Here is a 15,984-nt window from a genome sequence, read left to right as displayed (position 1 = left end):
GCGGCGGCTAAGCAAACCCCGGCTCTGCCCGGGGGGCTGTCAAGCAGGCGATAGGCCGCATGTCCGATGGCGGCTTCTCCCTGGGAGCGTGCTAGTCCCCGGCGATCGCGGCCAACAACTGCTCGCGCACGTTGCGTCCCTTGTCATCGACTTTGCGGGCCATGAGGTAGAGCCCCTTGCCGCTACTGCGCTTCGCCCAGAGCTCTCCGACCATCCGCTTCTCCTTCTCCTGGTCGGCGGTGAAGCGGTCGCCGCCCTTGTATTCCACGACCAGCAGGCGCCCGTCCCCGAGCCTGGCCACGAAGTCCGGATAGGTCCGCTGGCTGGAGGTGGGCATCCAGAACTGGGAGGAATGGACCAGGTTGCGCACCCAGAAGTCGACCTCGTCCAGCAGGTCGATGGCCTGCGCGCATTCGAACTCCTCGGTGATCCTGCCGCCCGGGGTCTTCCAGTCCAGGTCGCCAGGCACCGGGTAGTAGTGCTTCCTGAATTGGTAGGCGCCCCGGTAGTACCCGTGCGCCGGATACGCCGCCATGTCGGGCGGGTAGGTGAAGGCGTGATCGGGCTCGTCGCTGGCGACGAGTTCCAGGCCGTCGTGGAACAGGGCCTGCTGGAATCCGTCCCGGTGGGCCTGTTCCTTGGCGAGCTGCAACTGCTCGGCCAGCTTGCGGCGCAGGATGAACTGCCCCTTGAGCAGCTGCGCCAGCGAGAATCCGCGCTCGTCCAGCAGCCCCTGCACCGCGCGCCGCAACCATTCGCGCAGCACCGGCTGCTTGACCGTGGCATCGCGGATCTCGTGGTCCAGCCAGCCGACCAGGTCCGCCCCGGTGCGGCCCTGGGCGAAGCCGGGCAGGTAGGTGGCGACGTCGTCCTTGACCCGGTGGTAGCCCACCATGCGTCCATCGAGGTCGACCTCGAAGGTCATGCTCTCGTCGTTGAAGCGGAAGCTCGACAGGTCGGGCGGGCTGGCGAGCAGGTCCCAGCTGAAGTTCGCCGACACCGCGCCGCGGTCGACCAGCGCCAATTCGCCCTGTTCCACCAGGCACAGCCGCGGCACGCGGAACACGGCGCCGCGCTCGCTGGGCGCCTTGGCGGCGGCGGTGATCATCTGGTGCCTGTCGACCAGCGCGGCGATCTCGTCGCGCTGCCGCGGCGGCGCCGCCAGCACGATGGCCTCCACGGTGGCGACATCGATCTCGTCGACGATCTCGACCGCGCCGCCTGGCCCGCCTTCCGGGGCGGGGATGAACCGCACGCGCCCGCGGTCGCGCTCCGGCGCATCGGCGAGGTCCGGCGCCTTGCGCACGTCGATGCGCGTCTTCGGCAACTCCGGCGCCGTGGCTTCGCCGCCTTGCAGCGGCAGGGTCGGGGCCCCCGGCGCCTCCTTGCGGATCGCCGCGGCGGCTTCCATCGGATTGAAGCCGATGTTGATCAGCGACTGGGTCAGCTCGCCCGCGGCGCGGCCGAAGTCCTCGGTCACGACATGGGCATAGGCCCTGTTCATCGCCTCCTGCCGGCGGCGGACGGCGTAGGGCATGCGCAGCACGCGGCCGAGCAGTTGCTGGATGTCCTTGTCGCTCCTGACCTGCGCCACCGAGCAGAACACGTAGGCGAAGGAGCAGTCCCAGCCTTCCTTGAGCGCCTGCTTGGTGATGACGATCTCGATCGGGCAGTCCCTGGCGAACAGGTCGACGCCGTCGATCTCGCGCTGGTCGCCGGTGGCGATAGCGATGGCCCCGGCATCGACGCCGTCGGTTTCGGTCAGGTGGCGCTTGACCTCCTCGACGGTGGCCACGCCGCGTGCGTTCTCGGCCTGGATCAGCAGGATCGGACGGATGTAGTCCGGTTCGTCCAGCGCGATCTTCGCCAGCGACTTGCGCCGCGCCACCGCGCTGCTCACCGCCACCTGCCAGTCGCCGGCGTGCTCCTTCAGCACCACCGGGAACTTGATCATGTTCTCGGTCTTCAGCTCGAAGGCCGATACGCTGACCAGCACGTTGGAACTGGCGAGGTCGGGGGTGGCGGTGAGCTCGACCACGGCGCGTGGGCCGAGCCGTTCGTAGACCGTGTAGGACAGCGGCGTGGTCGCGTTGTGCGCCTCGTCCATGATGACCAGCGGACCGTGCAGCTTGAGCAGGTTGGCGAACGAAGCCAGCGTCCTGCCGTCGTCGCCCCTGTCCAGGTAGTCCAGCTCCTTGGCGCTGGCGGCGAAGTGCGGTTCCAGGTCCTCGTGGTGCTCGTAGGCCTTGCGCCCTTCCTTGTCCTTGACGCGCAATGCGGCTGCGGTGGAAACGACCACGCACACCCGGGTCCCCAGGTCGGCCGGGCGGATCTGCGCGAAGTCGGCCACGTCGAACACCGCCACCCGTCCATCGAAGGCATCATCGAGCTCCTGCCGGTACGGATGGCGCGGGTCGCGGAACGCCTCCAGCGTCTGGGTCTTGATCTGGGTGGTGGGCACCATCCACATCACCAGGGGGAACTCGCGCTCGAGCAGGGTGCGGCCGGCCGCCTGGATGATGTGCGCCCCCATCACCGTCTTGCCGCCGCCGGTGGGAATGCGCAGGCAGGCGTAGGGCACGGCCGGCAGGCCGGGCATCGGCTTGTATTCGTCCAGCAGCCCCTTGTCGACCGTGGCCGCGAAGGCCGCGGCCGGGCCGGACACGCGCGCGGCGTCGAAGAAGCGCTCCAGGCTGTCGAGTGCGCGACACTGGTAGAGCTTGAGCGCAAGCGCCATGTCAGCGATCCCCTCGTAGGAGCGCACCGCAGGGGCGCGACCGCGCGTATCCAGCTGCGGGGTCGCGCCCCTGCGGTGCGCTCCTACGGGAGGTGAGGGAGGTGCGGGCCATGTCAGCGGGCCTTGATGTCGTAGGGGGTCTGGCGGAAGGTGATCTGCAGGTCGCGCAGCTGTTCTTCGGGCAGTGCGCAGGCTTCGCCGTAGATCACCCTGGGACCGTCGAACTTCGGCAGCGAGCGCAGCACGCGCCGGGTCAGCACGTTGCCGCCGGACGCGCTGGCGTCGCCGAGAATGCCGTTGAACAGCAGGTAATAGCTGGTGCCGGCGTGCTCGCCGAGGAAGGCCTCCTTCCTCGCGCGGCTGGAGCGCGCGCTGCCGGTCTCGGCGAACCACACATGGGCGGCCAGGTGCTCGAAGCGGATGCCCTCGCGGATATGGCCGTTCTCGTCGAACACCGGCACGCCCAGCTTGTAGAAGCGGAAGCCGCCGCCGCCTCGCCAGCCGGCGGCTTCGGAAATCCCGGACCGTTCGCCGTCGACGACGGCCGACAACCGCTTCTGGCAGTGGGTTCGCGCCTGCTCGCGGAGTTCGATCCCGATCCAGCGCCGCTTCATCTTGTGCGCCACTGCGGCCGTGGAGCCGGAACCCAGGAAGCTGTCCAGAACGAGATCGCCCGGGTTGGTGGAGATCTCGATAACACGCTGGAGCAACGCTTCCGGCTTCTTCCCTCGCTTGAAATCAACGCCGCCTTCCTTGTTCAGGTTGATGGTGCTGATGTCGGGCCAGAAGTCGCCGAGATACTCCTCTGTGTACGAAGAGAGGAAGAGCATCTGCTTTCCCTCCCACCAGACGTACTCGATTCCCTTCGGCGAGACGACCTTTGCGGTCCTGGTTCCGAAGGATAGGCGTGCGAGCAGGGCATTGTTCGTGCGGTAGACGACCCTGCCGGCTTCGCGCAGCTGGAATTCCCGGACTGCCTCGTCGGTCGGCTCGATGCCCAGGGTCTCGAGATGATCCTTGATCGGCGTGATGACCCATTTCTCTACCTCGTCTTCCGGGTTCTCGATGAACTTCGTGTAGTAGCGGAGGTACTGCTCGAATTTCCCGGGATCCTTCTGCTTCTTGATGGGGCGCAGGCGGCCTGACGGTGTGGCGCGATACGCCAGGATGTATTCCTTCAGCTTCGGCGGCTTCCGGTCGGCGTGCTTCATCTTCACGCCGCTGAGTTCGCTCATCTTGACCGCGATGTTTATCGCGCGATTCGATCGGCCGAAGATCTCGTCCATGACGACCTGCAGATAGGCCATTTCGTTGTCGTCGATCTGAACGAAGATGTGCCCGTCCTGCGAAAGAAGGCGCTTGAGCAGCTCGAGTGCCGGATACATCAGCGACAGCCACTGGCTGTGCTCGACGTTGTCGTCGTAGTGGGGCATGTCCGCCGCCAGGGTGTTGTACGGCGGATCGATATAGATGCACTTCACCTGCCCCGCGTAGTAGGGCAGCAGCGCCTTGAGCGCATCGAGGTTGTCGCCCTCGATCAGCATGTTCGGCGAATCGGCTTCGCCATGGGACAGGCTGGCCACCGGTTCCAGTAGCCGGTACGGCGTCCGCGCGGCGCGGGCCAGGTCCGCGTCGCGGTTGAACCAGGACAGCAGCGGCATCTAGCCGACCCCGGCCCATGGCCGTGCCTGCGCGCGGCTCCAGGCATGCCCTGCCCGTCCGCGATGGGCGGTGTCGGCAGGCTGTACCGGCAGCGATGCGGGCATGGGCGTATCGAGCTCAGATTAGCCCGATAAGCTAACCAAACCAAGCCCAAAAAGCTAATCGCGGCCGTCCCGCATCCGTACCTTCGTCGGCCATGAGCGACGAGCGGCAAGAGTTCTCCCGGCGGCTGGCCGAGGCCATGCGCGCGAAGGGCTATCCGCCCAAGCCGGGCGTGCTGCTCAAGCTCTTCAACAGCCATTACGAGGGCAGGTCGGTCGCCTTCTCGACGGCATCCAAGTGGTTGCGCGGCATGGCGCTGCCCGAGCAGGACAAGCTGCAGGTCCTGGCGGCGCTGCTGAATGTCGAGCCGCAGGTGTTGCGGTTCGGCGGAAGGCCCCGCGTCGGGGAGGCGAGGGCCGAGTGGTCCGCTGGCCTGGGAGCACAGGATCGGGTGATGCTCGACGCCTTCCTCAGCCTGCCTCCGGCGCAGCGCAGGCTGGTCCGCGAACTGGTTTCGACGCTCGCCGCGGTGGACGAGGCCAAGCGGTAGCCGCCGCGGTCACGCCCGGCGGCGAGCCGGAGCTCCTGGCAAGGCCGCGGGCACGAACCCCGCCGTCCTAGCGCGGCACGGCCGGTCGCCACCGAAGCGGGCGTGTCCAGCGGATCGAAGCGCGGCGCCCGGGCGCGACAGGCTTGCGGGGAATGCCACGGCAGCGGCAGTGCTGCAATCGGCGGCCCTGCTCAATCCTCGCCGATGTCCTCGTTCCACACCTCGGGGTGCGCGGTGATCCAGTCGCCGAGCATGCGGATGCAGCCCTCGTCGCCGAGGTCGATCACCTCGATGCCATGCTCGCGCAGCCAGTCCGCGCCGCCCTGGAAGTTGACCGATTCGCCCATCACCACCGTGCCGATGCCGAACTGCCGCACCAGCCCGCTGCAGTACCAGCAGGGGGCGAGGGTGGTGACCATGACGGTGTCGCGATAGCTGCGCTGCCGGCCGGCCTTGCGGAAGGCGTCGGTCTCGCCGTGGACCGACGGGTCGCCTTCCTGCACCCGGCGGTTGTGGCCGCGGCCGAGCAGGCGGCCGTCGCGATGGAACAGGGCGGCGCCGATCGGGATGCCGCCCTCGGCCAGGCCCTGGCGGGCCTCGGCGACGGCGACTTCGAGCATGGCGGCATAGTCCGGGCCCGTCATGCCGCGTTCCCCGGCGCGGGCGCGGGCGCGGCGGCGCGGCGCAGCATGCGAACGTGGGGAATGTCGTCTTCCAGGAACGGTTCGGAGCAGGGCACGAAACCGTGCCTGCCGTAATAGTCCTGCAGGTGCGCCTGCGCGCCGATCTGCACGTCGGCGCCCGGCCATTGCCGGTCGATCTCGCGCAGCGCCTCGCGCAGCAGCGGTTCGCCCAGGCCGCGGCCGCGGAACGGCGCCGCGATCAGGACACGGCCGAAGCTGGCCTGCGGGAAGGCGAGCCCCGGCGGCAGGATGCGCAGGTACGCCGCCAGCGTGCCGTCTTCCGCCAGTCCCAGCAGGTGCAGGGCATCGGGATGGCGGTCCTTGTCGTCGGGATCGAGGTAGGCGCAGTTCTGTTCGACCACGAAGACCTCGGCGCGCAGCTTGAGCACGCCGTAGAGCGCGTCGATGTCGAGTTCGCGGAAGGGTCGGGCCTGCCAGCGCAGGGAAAGGGGCGTTTGCATGCCGGAGATGATGCCTGAGGTTTCCCGCATTTCTTAGTGCTCGTCTTCCCCCTTTGAAAAAGGGGGATTGAGGGGGGCGAAGGCCGCCGCTTGCAAGCCGCAGGCTTGCGGCGGCTTGAGCGCCCTCGCGCGCTGCGCGAGGGCCGGGAATCGCGTAGCGATTTGCTTCGGCCGTGGCTCTGTTGGGTGCCCAACAAATCCCCCAACCTCCAAAGGGGGGAAGCCGCCAAGCCATTGAATCGATTGCGGCAAAAAAACCAGGGAAGCCTCAGACCGAGGCCCCTCCTACAGGTTGGGGGCGTCGGATCGAACGATGCGATAATCGCCGCATGAGCGCATCCGACAAGCCCGGCACCACCCATTTCGGCTTCCGCGAAGTGCCGGCCGCCGAAAAGCAGAAGCTGGTCGGCGAGGTGTTCTCGTCGGTCGCCGGCAACTACGACCTGATGAACGACCTGATGAGCCTGGGCATCCATCGGGTGTGGAAGCGCTATTTCGCCGCCACCGCGCAGGTCAAGCGCGGCGACCGCGTGCTCGACCTCGCCGGCGGCACCGGCGACATCGCCGCGTTGCTGCGCGGGCGCGTCGGCGACGACGGCGAACTGGTGCTCGGCGACATCAACGGCGCCATGCTGCGTGTCGGCCGCGACCGCATGACTGACCGCGGCCACGTGCGCGGTTTCGAATACGTGCAATGCAACGCCGAAACGCTGCCGTTCCCCGATTGCAGCTTCGACCTGGTCACGATCGCCTTCGGCCTGCGCAACGTCACCGACAAGGATGCGGCGCTGCGCGAGATGCATCGCGTGCTCAAGGTCGGCGGCCAAGCGCGGGTGCTGGAGTTCTCGCGTGTACGGGCGGACTGGTTCCGGCCGCTGTACGACTTCCACTCCTTCCAGGTGCTGCCGCGGCTGGGCAGGCTGTTCGCGAAGGACGCCGACAGCTACCGGTACCTCGCCGAATCGATCCGCAAGCATCCGCCGCAGGACGAGCTGAAGGCGATGATGGAAGCGTCCGGCTTCGAGCGCTGCCGCTATCGCAACCTGTCCGGCGGCATCGTCGCGATCCACGACGGTTACCGCGTCTGACGCCTCCACGGACGCACGTTCACCTGCGTAGAGCGGAGCTTGCTCCGCTGCTCCCGGCTCCGGAGCCGAACAACGGCGGAGCCGAGCGACAGCGGAGCGGAGCCGAACGGCAGCGGAGCGAGCTCCGCTCTACAGGGGCGTGGATATCGTCGCGGCGGGGGCGGAGCGCGGCGGCCGCGCCGACGTTCAGTTCTCCACGAATTTCAGGCCGACCACGCCGATCAGGATCAGCAGCAGGCAGCCCAGCCGCGCCGGCGACGCGCTCTCGCCGAGCGCGAGGATGCCGACCGCGGCCACGCCGAGCGCACCGATGCCCACCCACACCGCGTAGGCGGTGCCGGCGGGCAGGTCCTTCAGCGCCAGGGTGAGCAGGGCGAAGCTGATCGCCGCGGTCGCCAGGCCGAGCACGCTGGGCCAGAGCCGGGAGAATCCGTCGCTCTGCTTGAGCGCGATCGCCCAGACGATCTCGAGCAGGCCGGCGACGATCAGCAGGATCCAGGCGAGCGTGGTTGTCGATGGCGTGTGCATGGTGGGTGATTTGTCCGAAGCAGATCCCCGGCTCTGCCCGGGGGATTGTCAAAGGTTTGACCCCTGCCTTCGCAGGGGCAGGCGTTTCCGGCGGCCGGCTTCGAAGTCCCTCTCCCTTCGGAGCGACAACGCACGGCTTGCGCGCCTGGCGCGCCTGCGATGGAGCGTCCGCGCCGCTGGAACGGGCCGGGGCGCGGAGCGGGGATTGGGATGAGGGTACGGCGAAGCGGCAGTGAGCTGAACCATCCGGCCCCGACTAAAGCACTCGGGGGCAGGCTCATCGGGCCACCCCAGACCAACAGCACTTCGGGGGCAGGCTCTTCTCCCGGAGGAAGAAGGAAAACCCGCCTGTCGCCTTCAGCCGATCGGGGCCTCTCATCCGGATGCCGCCGAACGCAGCGCGGCGGCCACGGCGAACGCGCAGAGCGCCAGCGCCGTTCCCGCGAATCCGATCGCGCCGACGCCGAACTGCGCGATCGTCCAGCCGCTCGCAACCGCACCGACGGCGATGCCGAGATTGCACGCCGAGAGGTTGAGCGCGGCGGCGAAGGCCGGTGCCGTCGGCGCCGCGAGCATCGTCCGCACCTGGCACAGCAGCAGCACGGCCGCCTGTGCCATGCCCCAGAAGGCCAGCAGCGGCGCGAACAGCAGCGGATTGCCGCCCGTCAGCGAGAGGCCGGCCAGGATCGGCGCCAGCAGCAGCGCCACGCCGATGCTGGCCGTGACCGTCCCGCGTTCGGCCAGGCGTCCGGCGATCCAGTTGCCGGCGATGCCCATCGCGCCGAAGGCCGCCAGGACGGCGGCGATGCCGGTGTTGCCGTAGCCGGCGACCGTTTCCAGCCAGGCCGCCAGGTAGGTGTAGGCCGCGAACGTCGCCGCGGTCAGGCACGTCGACAGCAGCAGGTGGGCCTGGAATCGGCCACGTCGCAGGATCGCGGTCTGGGCCCGGACCGGACCCGGCGTGGAGGCGCCCAGCCGCGGAAATGCCGCGGCCAGCCAGGTCGCCGCCGCGGCGGCCGCCAGCGCGAGCACGGCGAAGCTCGCCCGCCAGTCGACGCGATCGGCCAGCAGCACGCCCGCCGGTACCGCCAGGGCGAGCGCCGCCACCACGCCGACGTAGACGCGCGCCACGGCGCGGCCTGCCTGTCCCGGGCCAGCCAGCCGGGCGGCCGCCGCGCTGCCGACGCTGATCAGCACCGGCAGGCTCGCCCCCTCGACCACGCGGACCGCGAGGACGAGCGGATAGCCCGGCAGCCATGCGATCGCCAGGTTGCCGGCGGCGAAGCACAGCAGCACCGCGACCAGCACGCGATGCGGCGCCAGCCGCGCGACCAGCAGCGTCAGCGGCGCCCCGAACAGGGCCGCGGACAGCGCGAAGCCCGACACCAGCGCACCGGCCGAGGCGATCGGCACGCCGAGATCGCGCGCCATGCCCGGCAGCAGCCCCACCACGAGGAATTCCGTGGCGACCGCCACCGCGGTGGCGAAGGCGAGCATCGCGGCCACGCCGGCGTGCGATGCGGATGCCGCGATCGCCGATGTCGCCTGCGGCCGCGGCACCGCGTTCACGCGCTGAACCCGCCGTCGACCGAGATCGCCGCGCCTGTGACGAAGCGCCCGCCCTCGCCGGCGAGATGCGCGACCATCGCGGCGACATCGTCCGGATGCCCGAAGTGCCGCAGCGGCAAGCCTTGCCGCTGTGCGTCGGCGCCGTCGGCATCGGCCGGATTCATGTCGGTGTCGACCGGGCCGGGGTGGACCACGTTGACGGTGATGCCGCGCGCGCCGAGATCCTGCGCCAGGCCCTTGCTCAGCCCCGTCAGCGCCGCCTTGCTGGCGGCGTACACGGTCATGTTGGGACCGCCGGTGCGCTCGGCCAGGCAGCTGCCGATGTTGACGATGCGCCCGCCTTCGCGCATGTGGCGCGCGGCCGCCTGCGCGGCGACGAAGGCGGCGCGCACGTGGATCGCCATGGCGCGGTCGAAGGTCTCCAGCGTGACCGCTTCCAGCGGCTGGTACGGAAAGATGCCGGCGTTGTTGACCAAGATATCGATGCGGCCGAACTCGGCCACGGTGCGTTCCACCGCGGCGGCCACCGCCTGCGGATCGGCGCTGTCGGCGGCGATCGCCAGCGCCCGGCGCCCGCTCGCCTCGACCGCCGCGGCCACCGCGCCCGCGTGCTCGGCCGAGCTGGCGTAGGTCAGCGCGACATCGGCGCCTTCGCGCGCCAGCCGCGTGGCGATCGCCGCGCCGATGCCGCGGCTGCCGCCGGTCACCAGTGCGGTCTTGCCGGTCAATTGCGTCATGCTACAGTCCTTTATGTACCGAATGGTAGTTAAATGATGCCCGCTTGAACCCGCGCGTCAAGGGATTTATGTTCAATCCGGTATGAAAAAGAACGTTCCATCCATGGGAGTTCGCGGCCGGCCGCGCGGCTTCGACCGCGACGCCGCGTTGCGCGCGGCGATGCACGTGTTCTGGGAGCGCGGCTACGACGGCGCCTCGATCGGCGAGCTGACCGCGGCGATGGGCATCAACCGCCCCAGCCTGTATGCCGCCTTCGGCGACAAGGAAGCGCTGTTCGCCGAGGCGGTGGCGCGCTACGAGCGCGAGGAGAACGCCACCGCCCGGGCCCTGCGCGAACAGCCGACGGCGCGCGCGGCGGTGGAGGCGATGCTGCGCGACAACGCCGACGCCTACTGCGATCCGGCCACGCCGCCGGGCTGCCTGGTGGTGACCGCCGCGGTCGGCTGCGCGCCCGAGCACGTCGGCGTGCGCGCCCGCCTCGCCGCCAGCCAGCGCGCGGTGTCCGAAGCACTGCTGCGCCGGCTGCGACGCGCGGTCGGCGAGGGCGAACTGCCGCGGAATGCCGACGTCGGTGCGCTCGCCGGCTACTACGACGCGCTACTGCAGGGACTGTCGCTGCAGGCGCGCGCGGGTGCGTCGCGGCGGCGCCTGCAGCGGATCATCGATCATGCGATGTACGCGTGGGACGCCGCGGCGGACGGGTAGGGGCAGGAAAAAACGTCCGCCCCCTCATCCCGGCGGAACAATACGTCCGTCATCCAAGCGCAAGCTGCGATGATGGAGGACGACGACTTGGAGCAGACGAGGCGTTTCCGGGCTCCGAAGCCCGAGTCGGGCCCGGAACGGTAAACTCGCAGGCCCGATCCGCCGAGGATTTGCCCTCCATGCGCTTTCCCCCGATCCGATCCGGCCGCCTGATCCCCCTCATGGCGCTGTCGCTGCTCGCCTTGTTCGCCGCCGGCTGCCAGCGCGAACCCACTCCCGAAACCGCGACTCCCACCGCCCGGCCGGAGACCGCCGTGTCCGCCGAAGACCGCGACGAACATTCCTATGCCGAGCCGGAGAAGGTCGTCATCGACGACCTGGCGCTCGACCTGGCGCTCGGTTTCGACAGCAAGACGCTGGCCGGCACCGCCACCTACACGCTCGACTGGAAGGACGACGGCGCGACCCAGCTGGTGCTCGACACCCGCGACCTGGCCATCGATCGGGTGGAAGGCCAGACCGACGGCGGCTGGCAGCCCCTGCAGTACACGCTCGACGCGCCCGACGAGCTGCTCGGCAGCCGGCTGGCGATCGAGACCCCGGAACGCAACGCCCTGGTGCGCGTGACCTACCGCACCTCGCCCGGGGCCTCGGGCCTGCAGTGGCTGGAGCCGTCGATGACCGAGGGCGGCGAGCTGCCCTTCATGTTCAGCCAGTCGCAGGCGATCCACGCCCGCAGCTGGGTGCCGCTGCAGGACACGCCGTCGGTGCGCTACACCTACAGCGCGAAGATCGCCTCGCGCCCGGACGTGATGGTGCTGATGAGCGCCGACAACGACCCGGCCGCGGAACGCGACGGCGACTACGCCTTCGAGATGCCGCAGCCGATCCCGTCCTACCTGATGGCGATCGCCGCCGGCGACCTGGTGTTCAAGCCGATCTCCGGGCGCGCCGGCGTCTGGGCCGAACCGGCGATGGTGGACGAGGCGGTGGAGGAGTTCGCCGACACCGAGGAGATGATCCGCACCACCGAACAGCTGTACGGCCCCTACCGCTGGGAGCGCTACGACCTGCTGATCCTGCCGCCGTCGTTCCCGTTCGGCGGCATGGAGAATCCGCGGCTGTCGTTCATCACCCCCACGGTGATCGTCGGCGACAAGTCGCTGGTGTCCCTGATCGCGCACGAGCTGGCGCACAGCTGGTCCGGCAACCTGGTCACCAACGCCAGCTGGAAGGACATGTGGCTCAACGAGGGCTTCACCTCGTACGTGGAGAACCGCATCGTCGAGGCGTTGTACGGCAAGGAGGTCGCCGACATGGAGTTCGTGATCGCGCGCGAGGGCCTGCAGAAGGATCTCGCCGAGACGCCTTCCGAACTGCAGGTGCTGGCGGTGCGCCCGGGCGACGCCCGCGACCCCGACGACACCTTCGGCGCGGTCGCCTACGACAAGGGCGCCTGGTTCCTGCAGTTCCTGGAAGAGCGCTTCGGCCGCGAGACGCTCGACGCGTTCCTGCGCGGCTACTTCGACCACTTCGCCTTCCAGAGCATCTCCACCGCGACCTTCGTCGAGTACGCGAAGGCGGAACTGTTGCCGAAGCAGCCGGACGCGGTGACCGAGTCCGAACTGGAAGCATGGCTGTACGAGCCCGGCATTCCCGCCTCGGCGCCGCAGGTGCTGTCGCCGCGGCTGGGCCTGGTGGATTCGGCGCGGCTGGCCTGGCTCGGCAGCGCGCAGCTGCCGCCGCAGTCGATGACCGCGGAGTGGACCACGCAGGAGTGGATCCACTTCCTCGAGGGCATGCCGGAGACGTTGACCCTGGAGCAGATGTCGCAGCTCGATACCGCCTACAGCTTTTCGGGAACGCCCAACGGCGAACTGGCGATGCGCTGGTATCCGCTGGCGGTGCGCAGCGGCTATGCGATCGCCTACGAGCCGATGAGCGCGTTCCTGCAGCGGATCGGCCGTCGCAAGCTGATCATGCCGGTGTACGAGGCGCTGGCGCAGAGCGAGCAGGGGCTGGCGTTCGCCAGGCGCGTGTTCGAGCGCGCGCGCCCCGGCTACCACCCGATCACCATCGCGTCGGTGCAGAAGACCCTCGACGAGGCGAAGCCGAGGCCCGCTCCGGCGGTGACGCCGCCGCCGCCGGAGCCGGAGGTCGAAGGCGGCGCCGGTGCCGACGGCACGAGCCCGCAGGCGCCGTCGGCCGGCTGAGCCGTGGCCGCCGCGACGATCGCGCTGATGGCCGCCGTCGCGGTACTCGCCTGCGCGATCGCCCTGGCGTTCGCGCTGTGGCGGGATCCCTACCGGCTGGTGCGCGCCGAATACGCGCGCCAGCGCCGCGCGCTCGGCCTGCGCCGGCACCGGCGCAGCATCGACGGCTGTACCTGGACCTGGGTCGAGGGCGCGGCAGCGCACGCCGATGCGCCGACCGTAGTGATGCTGCACGGCTACACCGGCAGCAAGGAGAACTGGTACCGCCTGGCGGCGCGGCTGCGCGACCGCTACCGGCTGGTCATTCCCGACCTTCCCGGCTGGGGCGACAGCCAACGCAATGAAGGCGACGACTACGGCTATGCCGCCGAGACCGCCCGCGTCGCCGCCTTCATCCGTGCCGTCAGCGAGCGCCCGGTGGTGCTGCTCGGGCACTCGATGGGCGGCGGCATCGCCGCGGCGGCGGCGGCGCGCCATCCGGAGCTGATCGAACGGGTCGTGTTGCTCAATGCCTCGGGCGTGGAGTTCGGCGAAAACCGCTTCGGGCTCGAGGTGCTCGACGGCGGCAACCCGTTCGGCGTCAGCGATGCGGCGTCGCTCGAGCGGTACCTGTCGCTGCTGTTCCACGATCGTAGCGCGCGCCCGCCGATCCCATGGCCGGCCGCGCACGCGGTGATCGCGCACCGCCGCCGCGAGGGTGCGTTCGAACAGTCGGTGCTGGACCGCATCGGCCGTGGCGAGGCGCGCTTCCTGCCGGGCGAGGAGGCGGCGCGGATCCGCCAGCCCGCCCTGCTGGTCTGGGGTGCGCAGGACCGGGTGATCGACCCCAGCGCGCTGGACCTGTTCGCGCAGCGCATCCCGCATGCGCGCAAACTGCTGCTCGAGGGCAGCGGCCACATGACCCTGATGGAACGGCCCGACGCCGTCGCCGCCGCGGTGACGGCCCTGATCGAGGAGGCGAGACCCGCATGAATCTTCGCAATTCCACCCTGGCCCTGCTGCTGGCGGCCCTGGCGCTGCCGGCCTGCGGCGATCCCGAGGCCGAGGCGCAGGCGCGTGCCGAGGCGCAGGCCGCCGCCAACGAACGCGCCGCCGGCGAGGCGGCCGCTGGCTTCGACGCCGCCGTCGCGGAGGAGAACTGGCCGCTGGCCAAGGCCCAGGCCGACGTGCTGCTGGCGCGCTTCCCCGATACCGAGGCCGCCGCGCGCGTGCGCGCGCGGTTCGACGAGGTGAAGGCGAAGGCCGACGCGCTGCGCGAGGAGGCGCGGACCGCCGGCCTGTGGAGCTACAACGTGCAGGAGGTGAAGGGCGGGCAGCAGCGCTCGGCCGCGATCTATGCGCGCGACGACGTCGACATCGACGGCAGCGGCGCGAAACCGGTGCGGCTGATCTTCCGCGACCACCCGTCCTGGGGCCGCAGCAGCTACCTGGTGCTGCAGGCCGGCGATTTCGCCTGCGGCCGCGCCTGCCGGGTGCCGGTGGCCGTCGACGACGGCGAGCCGCGGCGCATGGCCGCCAACCGCCCCGACACCGACGAGGCGATCGCCATGTTCATCGAGGACGAAGCCGCGCTGTGGCGGATGGCCGAGGGTGCGAAGACGCTGACGGTCGAGTTCCCGGTCAAGGCCGGCGGCACCCGCACCGCGGTTTTCGAGGTCGGCGGCCTGGACCGCTCGCGGATGCCGGGCTGGAACTGAGCGGGGGGAGGGAGCAGGCAGCACCGATGGAGCATCGCGCGACTGCGGAGGTGGGCGTGTCGAGCGGCTCCTGGTGGCGGCTGCGCGGTCGGATCGGGTGTGCCACCATGCGTGCGCGGAAGCCGGCACTGCGTCACGATTGAGTGCGGCCATTGCGCCCGGGACTAGGGTCGGCCCCAGCGTGCAATCGACGGTCGGGCCCGACACCCTGGTCGCAGGTTCCGAATGGGTTTGCTGCCGTGACCAACATCAACGCTGCGGTGTCCGTGCTGAACCGGGACTTCGACGTGTTCGATACCGCCCATGGCGCGCTGAACATCCTCGCCGACGGCAGGATCAGCGCGAAGGACCTGGAGGCCGTGGCCGCGAACGCGGACGGCCGCTTCACCGGCGAGCAGCAGGAGGCGGCGCAGTTCCTGCTCGACAACCCGGCGCACCTGAACATGCTGGACGTCGCCGCCGGCATCGATGGCGTCGACGGCATCATCGGCCGGCCCGATCTCAGGGCGATCATGCCCAAGCTCGAAAGCGGCGGCTATCTCGACCCGCTGCTCGATACCGCGGCCAGCACCATCGGCCAGCCCGGCGGTGACGGCGTCAGCAACCGGAACGACGTCGATGCCGCCCTGCGCGATCCCGGCCTGAACCCGGAACTGCGCCAGATCCTGCAGCAGCAGGGCGTCGATGCGGCGGCGCCGGTTGATGCGAGTGCGGCGACCGACCCGTCGGCGTCGGTCACCGCGGCGCAGTTGCAGCAGATCGTGCCCACACTCAGTGCGGAAAAGGCGGCGGAGATCGCGCCGCACATCAGCACCGCCATGGCCGAGGCGAACATCAACACCCCGCAGCGCAAGGCGATGTTCATCGCCCAGCTGGCGCATGAGAGCGGTGGCTTCCATTATTCCGAGGAGATCGCCAGCGGTGCCGCCTACGAGGGCCGCGCCGACCTGGGCAACACCCAGCCCGGCGACGGCGTGCGCTTCAAGGGCCGCGGCTACATCCAGCTGACCGGTCGCGCCAACTACGAGGCCGCCGGACAGGCGCTGGGCCTGGACCTGGTCAACAATCCCGAGTTGGCCGCGCAGCCTGAGAACGCCGCGCGCGTGGCGGCCTGGTACTGGGGCAGCCGCGACATCAACGCCGCGGCCGATGCCGGCGACTTCCGTCAGGTCACCCGGTTGATCAACGGCGGCTACAACGGTCTCGAGGATCGCCAGGCCTACTACAGCCGCGCACAGGCCGCCCTGCAGTAATCTCCCGCGCCCCCGGGCGTTGCTGCCCCGGCTTGCGTGGGCAGGATGCGTTCGCGAT

General features: G+C 69.9%; 14 protein-coding genes. 7 read left to right on the top strand and 7 right to left on the bottom strand.

Annotated elements, in window-relative coordinates; all coding sequences use genetic code 11:
• Positions 1–91: 91 nt before the first annotated feature.
• Both U3649_RS00400 and U3649_RS00395 read right to left on the bottom strand, forming a co-directional pair.
• Entirely contained in the window at positions 92–2,737 is a 2,646-nt protein-coding gene (locus U3649_RS00400; protein WP_407352931.1) for a DEAD/DEAH box helicase, read from the bottom strand.
• 113 nt (positions 2,738–2,850) lie between these two features.
• Positions 2,851–4,398 (bottom strand): site-specific DNA-methyltransferase, encoded by a 1,548-nt coding sequence (locus U3649_RS00395; RefSeq protein ID WP_407352930.1) that lies wholly within the window; start codon positions 4,396–4,398, stop codon positions 2,851–2,853.
• Between the two features lie 197 nt (positions 4,399–4,595).
• Here U3649_RS00395 and U3649_RS00390 point away from each other — a divergent pair, with 197 nt between their 5' ends.
• The gene (locus U3649_RS00390) at positions 4,596–4,991 is read left to right on the top strand and encodes a hypothetical protein (RefSeq protein ID WP_407352929.1); all 396 of its coding nucleotides are present in this window, start codon (positions 4,596–4,598) and stop codon (positions 4,989–4,991) included.
• Positions 4,992–5,182: 191 nt separating this feature from the next.
• Here U3649_RS00390 and U3649_RS00385 read toward each other — a convergent pair whose 3' ends face one another.
• Entirely contained in the window at positions 5,183–5,635 is a 453-nt protein-coding gene (locus U3649_RS00385) for a nucleoside deaminase (RefSeq protein ID WP_407352928.1), read from the bottom strand.
• Positions 5,632–6,135: a GNAT family N-acetyltransferase gene (locus tag U3649_RS00380; RefSeq protein ID WP_407352927.1), complete on the bottom strand. Its 504-nt coding sequence runs from the start codon at positions 6,133–6,135 to the stop codon at positions 5,632–5,634. Before U3649_RS00380 ends, U3649_RS00385 begins: the two co-directional genes overlap by 4 nt.
• A 329-nt stretch (positions 6,136–6,464) precedes the next feature.
• On the opposite strand from U3649_RS00380, the gene ubiE reads away from it, so the two are divergent.
• Positions 6,465–7,223: a bifunctional demethylmenaquinone methyltransferase/2-methoxy-6-polyprenyl-1,4-benzoquinol methylase UbiE gene (ubiE, locus tag U3649_RS00375; RefSeq protein ID WP_407352926.1), complete on the top strand. Its 759-nt coding sequence runs from the start codon at positions 6,465–6,467 to the stop codon at positions 7,221–7,223.
• A gap of 186 nt (positions 7,224–7,409) precedes the next feature.
• Here ubiE and sugE read toward each other — a convergent pair whose 3' ends face one another.
• The 3 genes from sugE to U3649_RS00360 form a co-directional block, all read right to left on the bottom strand.
• Positions 7,410–7,751, bottom strand: coding sequence for a quaternary ammonium compound efflux SMR transporter SugE (gene sugE, locus U3649_RS00370; RefSeq protein ID WP_407352925.1), 342 nt, complete (start codon positions 7,749–7,751; stop codon positions 7,410–7,412).
• Positions 7,752–8,126: 375 nt separating this feature from the next.
• Entirely contained in the window at positions 8,127–9,320 is a 1,194-nt protein-coding gene (locus U3649_RS00365) for an MFS transporter (protein WP_407352924.1), read from the bottom strand.
• Positions 9,317–10,057 carry an SDR family NAD(P)-dependent oxidoreductase gene (locus U3649_RS00360; RefSeq protein ID WP_407352923.1) on the bottom strand — a complete coding sequence of 247 codons (741 nt, stop codon included), beginning with the start codon at positions 10,055–10,057 and terminating at the stop codon, positions 9,317–9,319. Before U3649_RS00360 ends, U3649_RS00365 begins: the two co-directional genes overlap by 4 nt.
• 103 nt (positions 10,058–10,160) lie before the next feature.
• Here U3649_RS00360 and U3649_RS00355 point away from each other — a divergent pair, with 103 nt between their 5' ends.
• The 5 genes from U3649_RS00355 to U3649_RS00335 all read left to right on the top strand — a co-directional run bounded on the left by U3649_RS00355 (position 10,161) and on the right by U3649_RS00335 (position 15,926).
• Positions 10,161–10,763: a TetR/AcrR family transcriptional regulator gene (locus U3649_RS00355; RefSeq protein ID WP_407352922.1), complete on the top strand. Its 603-nt coding sequence runs from the start codon at positions 10,161–10,163 to the stop codon at positions 10,761–10,763.
• A gap of 179 nt (positions 10,764–10,942) precedes the next feature.
• Positions 10,943–12,976: a M1 family metallopeptidase gene (locus U3649_RS00350; protein ID WP_407352921.1), complete on the top strand. Its 2,034-nt coding sequence runs from the start codon at positions 10,943–10,945 to the stop codon at positions 12,974–12,976.
• Positions 12,977–12,979: 3 nt separating this feature from the next.
• Entirely contained in the window at positions 12,980–13,948 is a 969-nt protein-coding gene (locus U3649_RS00345; RefSeq protein WP_407352920.1) for an alpha/beta fold hydrolase, read from the top strand.
• Entirely contained in the window at positions 13,945–14,673 is a 729-nt protein-coding gene (locus tag U3649_RS00340; RefSeq protein WP_407352919.1) for a hypothetical protein, read from the top strand. Before U3649_RS00345 ends, U3649_RS00340 begins: the two co-directional genes overlap by 4 nt.
• A 239-nt stretch (positions 14,674–14,912) precedes the next feature.
• Entirely contained in the window at positions 14,913–15,926 is a 1,014-nt protein-coding gene (locus tag U3649_RS00335) for a glycoside hydrolase family 19 protein (protein WP_407352918.1), read from the top strand.
• Positions 15,927–15,984 lie beyond the last annotated feature (58 nt).

The organism is Luteimonas sp. R10 (assembly GCF_045689605.1).
In the GTDB taxonomy this organism is placed as follows: domain Bacteria; phylum Pseudomonadota; class Gammaproteobacteria; order Xanthomonadales; family Xanthomonadaceae; genus Luteimonas.
Note: the sequence above shows the minus strand (reverse complement) of the source record. Positions and strands in the feature narration are given on the sequence as shown.

Bases quoted from the DNA above. Each gene is read 5' to 3' on its own strand.
- U3649_RS00400 (WP_407352931.1), bottom strand. From the start codon at position 2,737: ATGGCGCTTGCGCTCAAGCTCTACCAGTGTCGCGCACTCGACAGCCTG.
- U3649_RS00350 (WP_407352921.1), top strand. From the start codon at position 10,943: ATGCGCTTTCCCCCGATCCGATCCGGCCGCCTGATCCCCCTCATGGCG.
- U3649_RS00390 (WP_407352929.1), top strand. From the start codon at position 4,596: ATGAGCGACGAGCGGCAAGAGTTCTCCCGGCGGCTGGCCGAGGCCATG.
- U3649_RS00380 (WP_407352927.1), bottom strand. From the start codon at position 6,135: ATGCAAACGCCCCTTTCCCTGCGCTGGCAGGCCCGACCCTTCCGCGAA.
- U3649_RS00385 (WP_407352928.1), bottom strand. From the start codon at position 5,635: ATGACGGGCCCGGACTATGCCGCCATGCTCGAAGTCGCCGTCGCCGAG.
- U3649_RS00395 (WP_407352930.1), bottom strand. From the start codon at position 4,398: ATGCCGCTGCTGTCCTGGTTCAACCGCGACGCGGACCTGGCCCGCGCC.
- ubiE (WP_407352926.1), top strand. From the start codon at position 6,465: ATGAGCGCATCCGACAAGCCCGGCACCACCCATTTCGGCTTCCGCGAA.
- U3649_RS00360 (WP_407352923.1), bottom strand. From the start codon at position 10,057: ATGACGCAATTGACCGGCAAGACCGCACTGGTGACCGGCGGCAGCCGC.
- U3649_RS00355 (WP_407352922.1), top strand. From the start codon at position 10,161: ATGGGAGTTCGCGGCCGGCCGCGCGGCTTCGACCGCGACGCCGCGTTG.
- U3649_RS00340 (WP_407352919.1), top strand. From the start codon at position 13,945: ATGAATCTTCGCAATTCCACCCTGGCCCTGCTGCTGGCGGCCCTGGCG.
- sugE (WP_407352925.1), bottom strand. From the start codon at position 7,751: ATGCACACGCCATCGACAACCACGCTCGCCTGGATCCTGCTGATCGTC.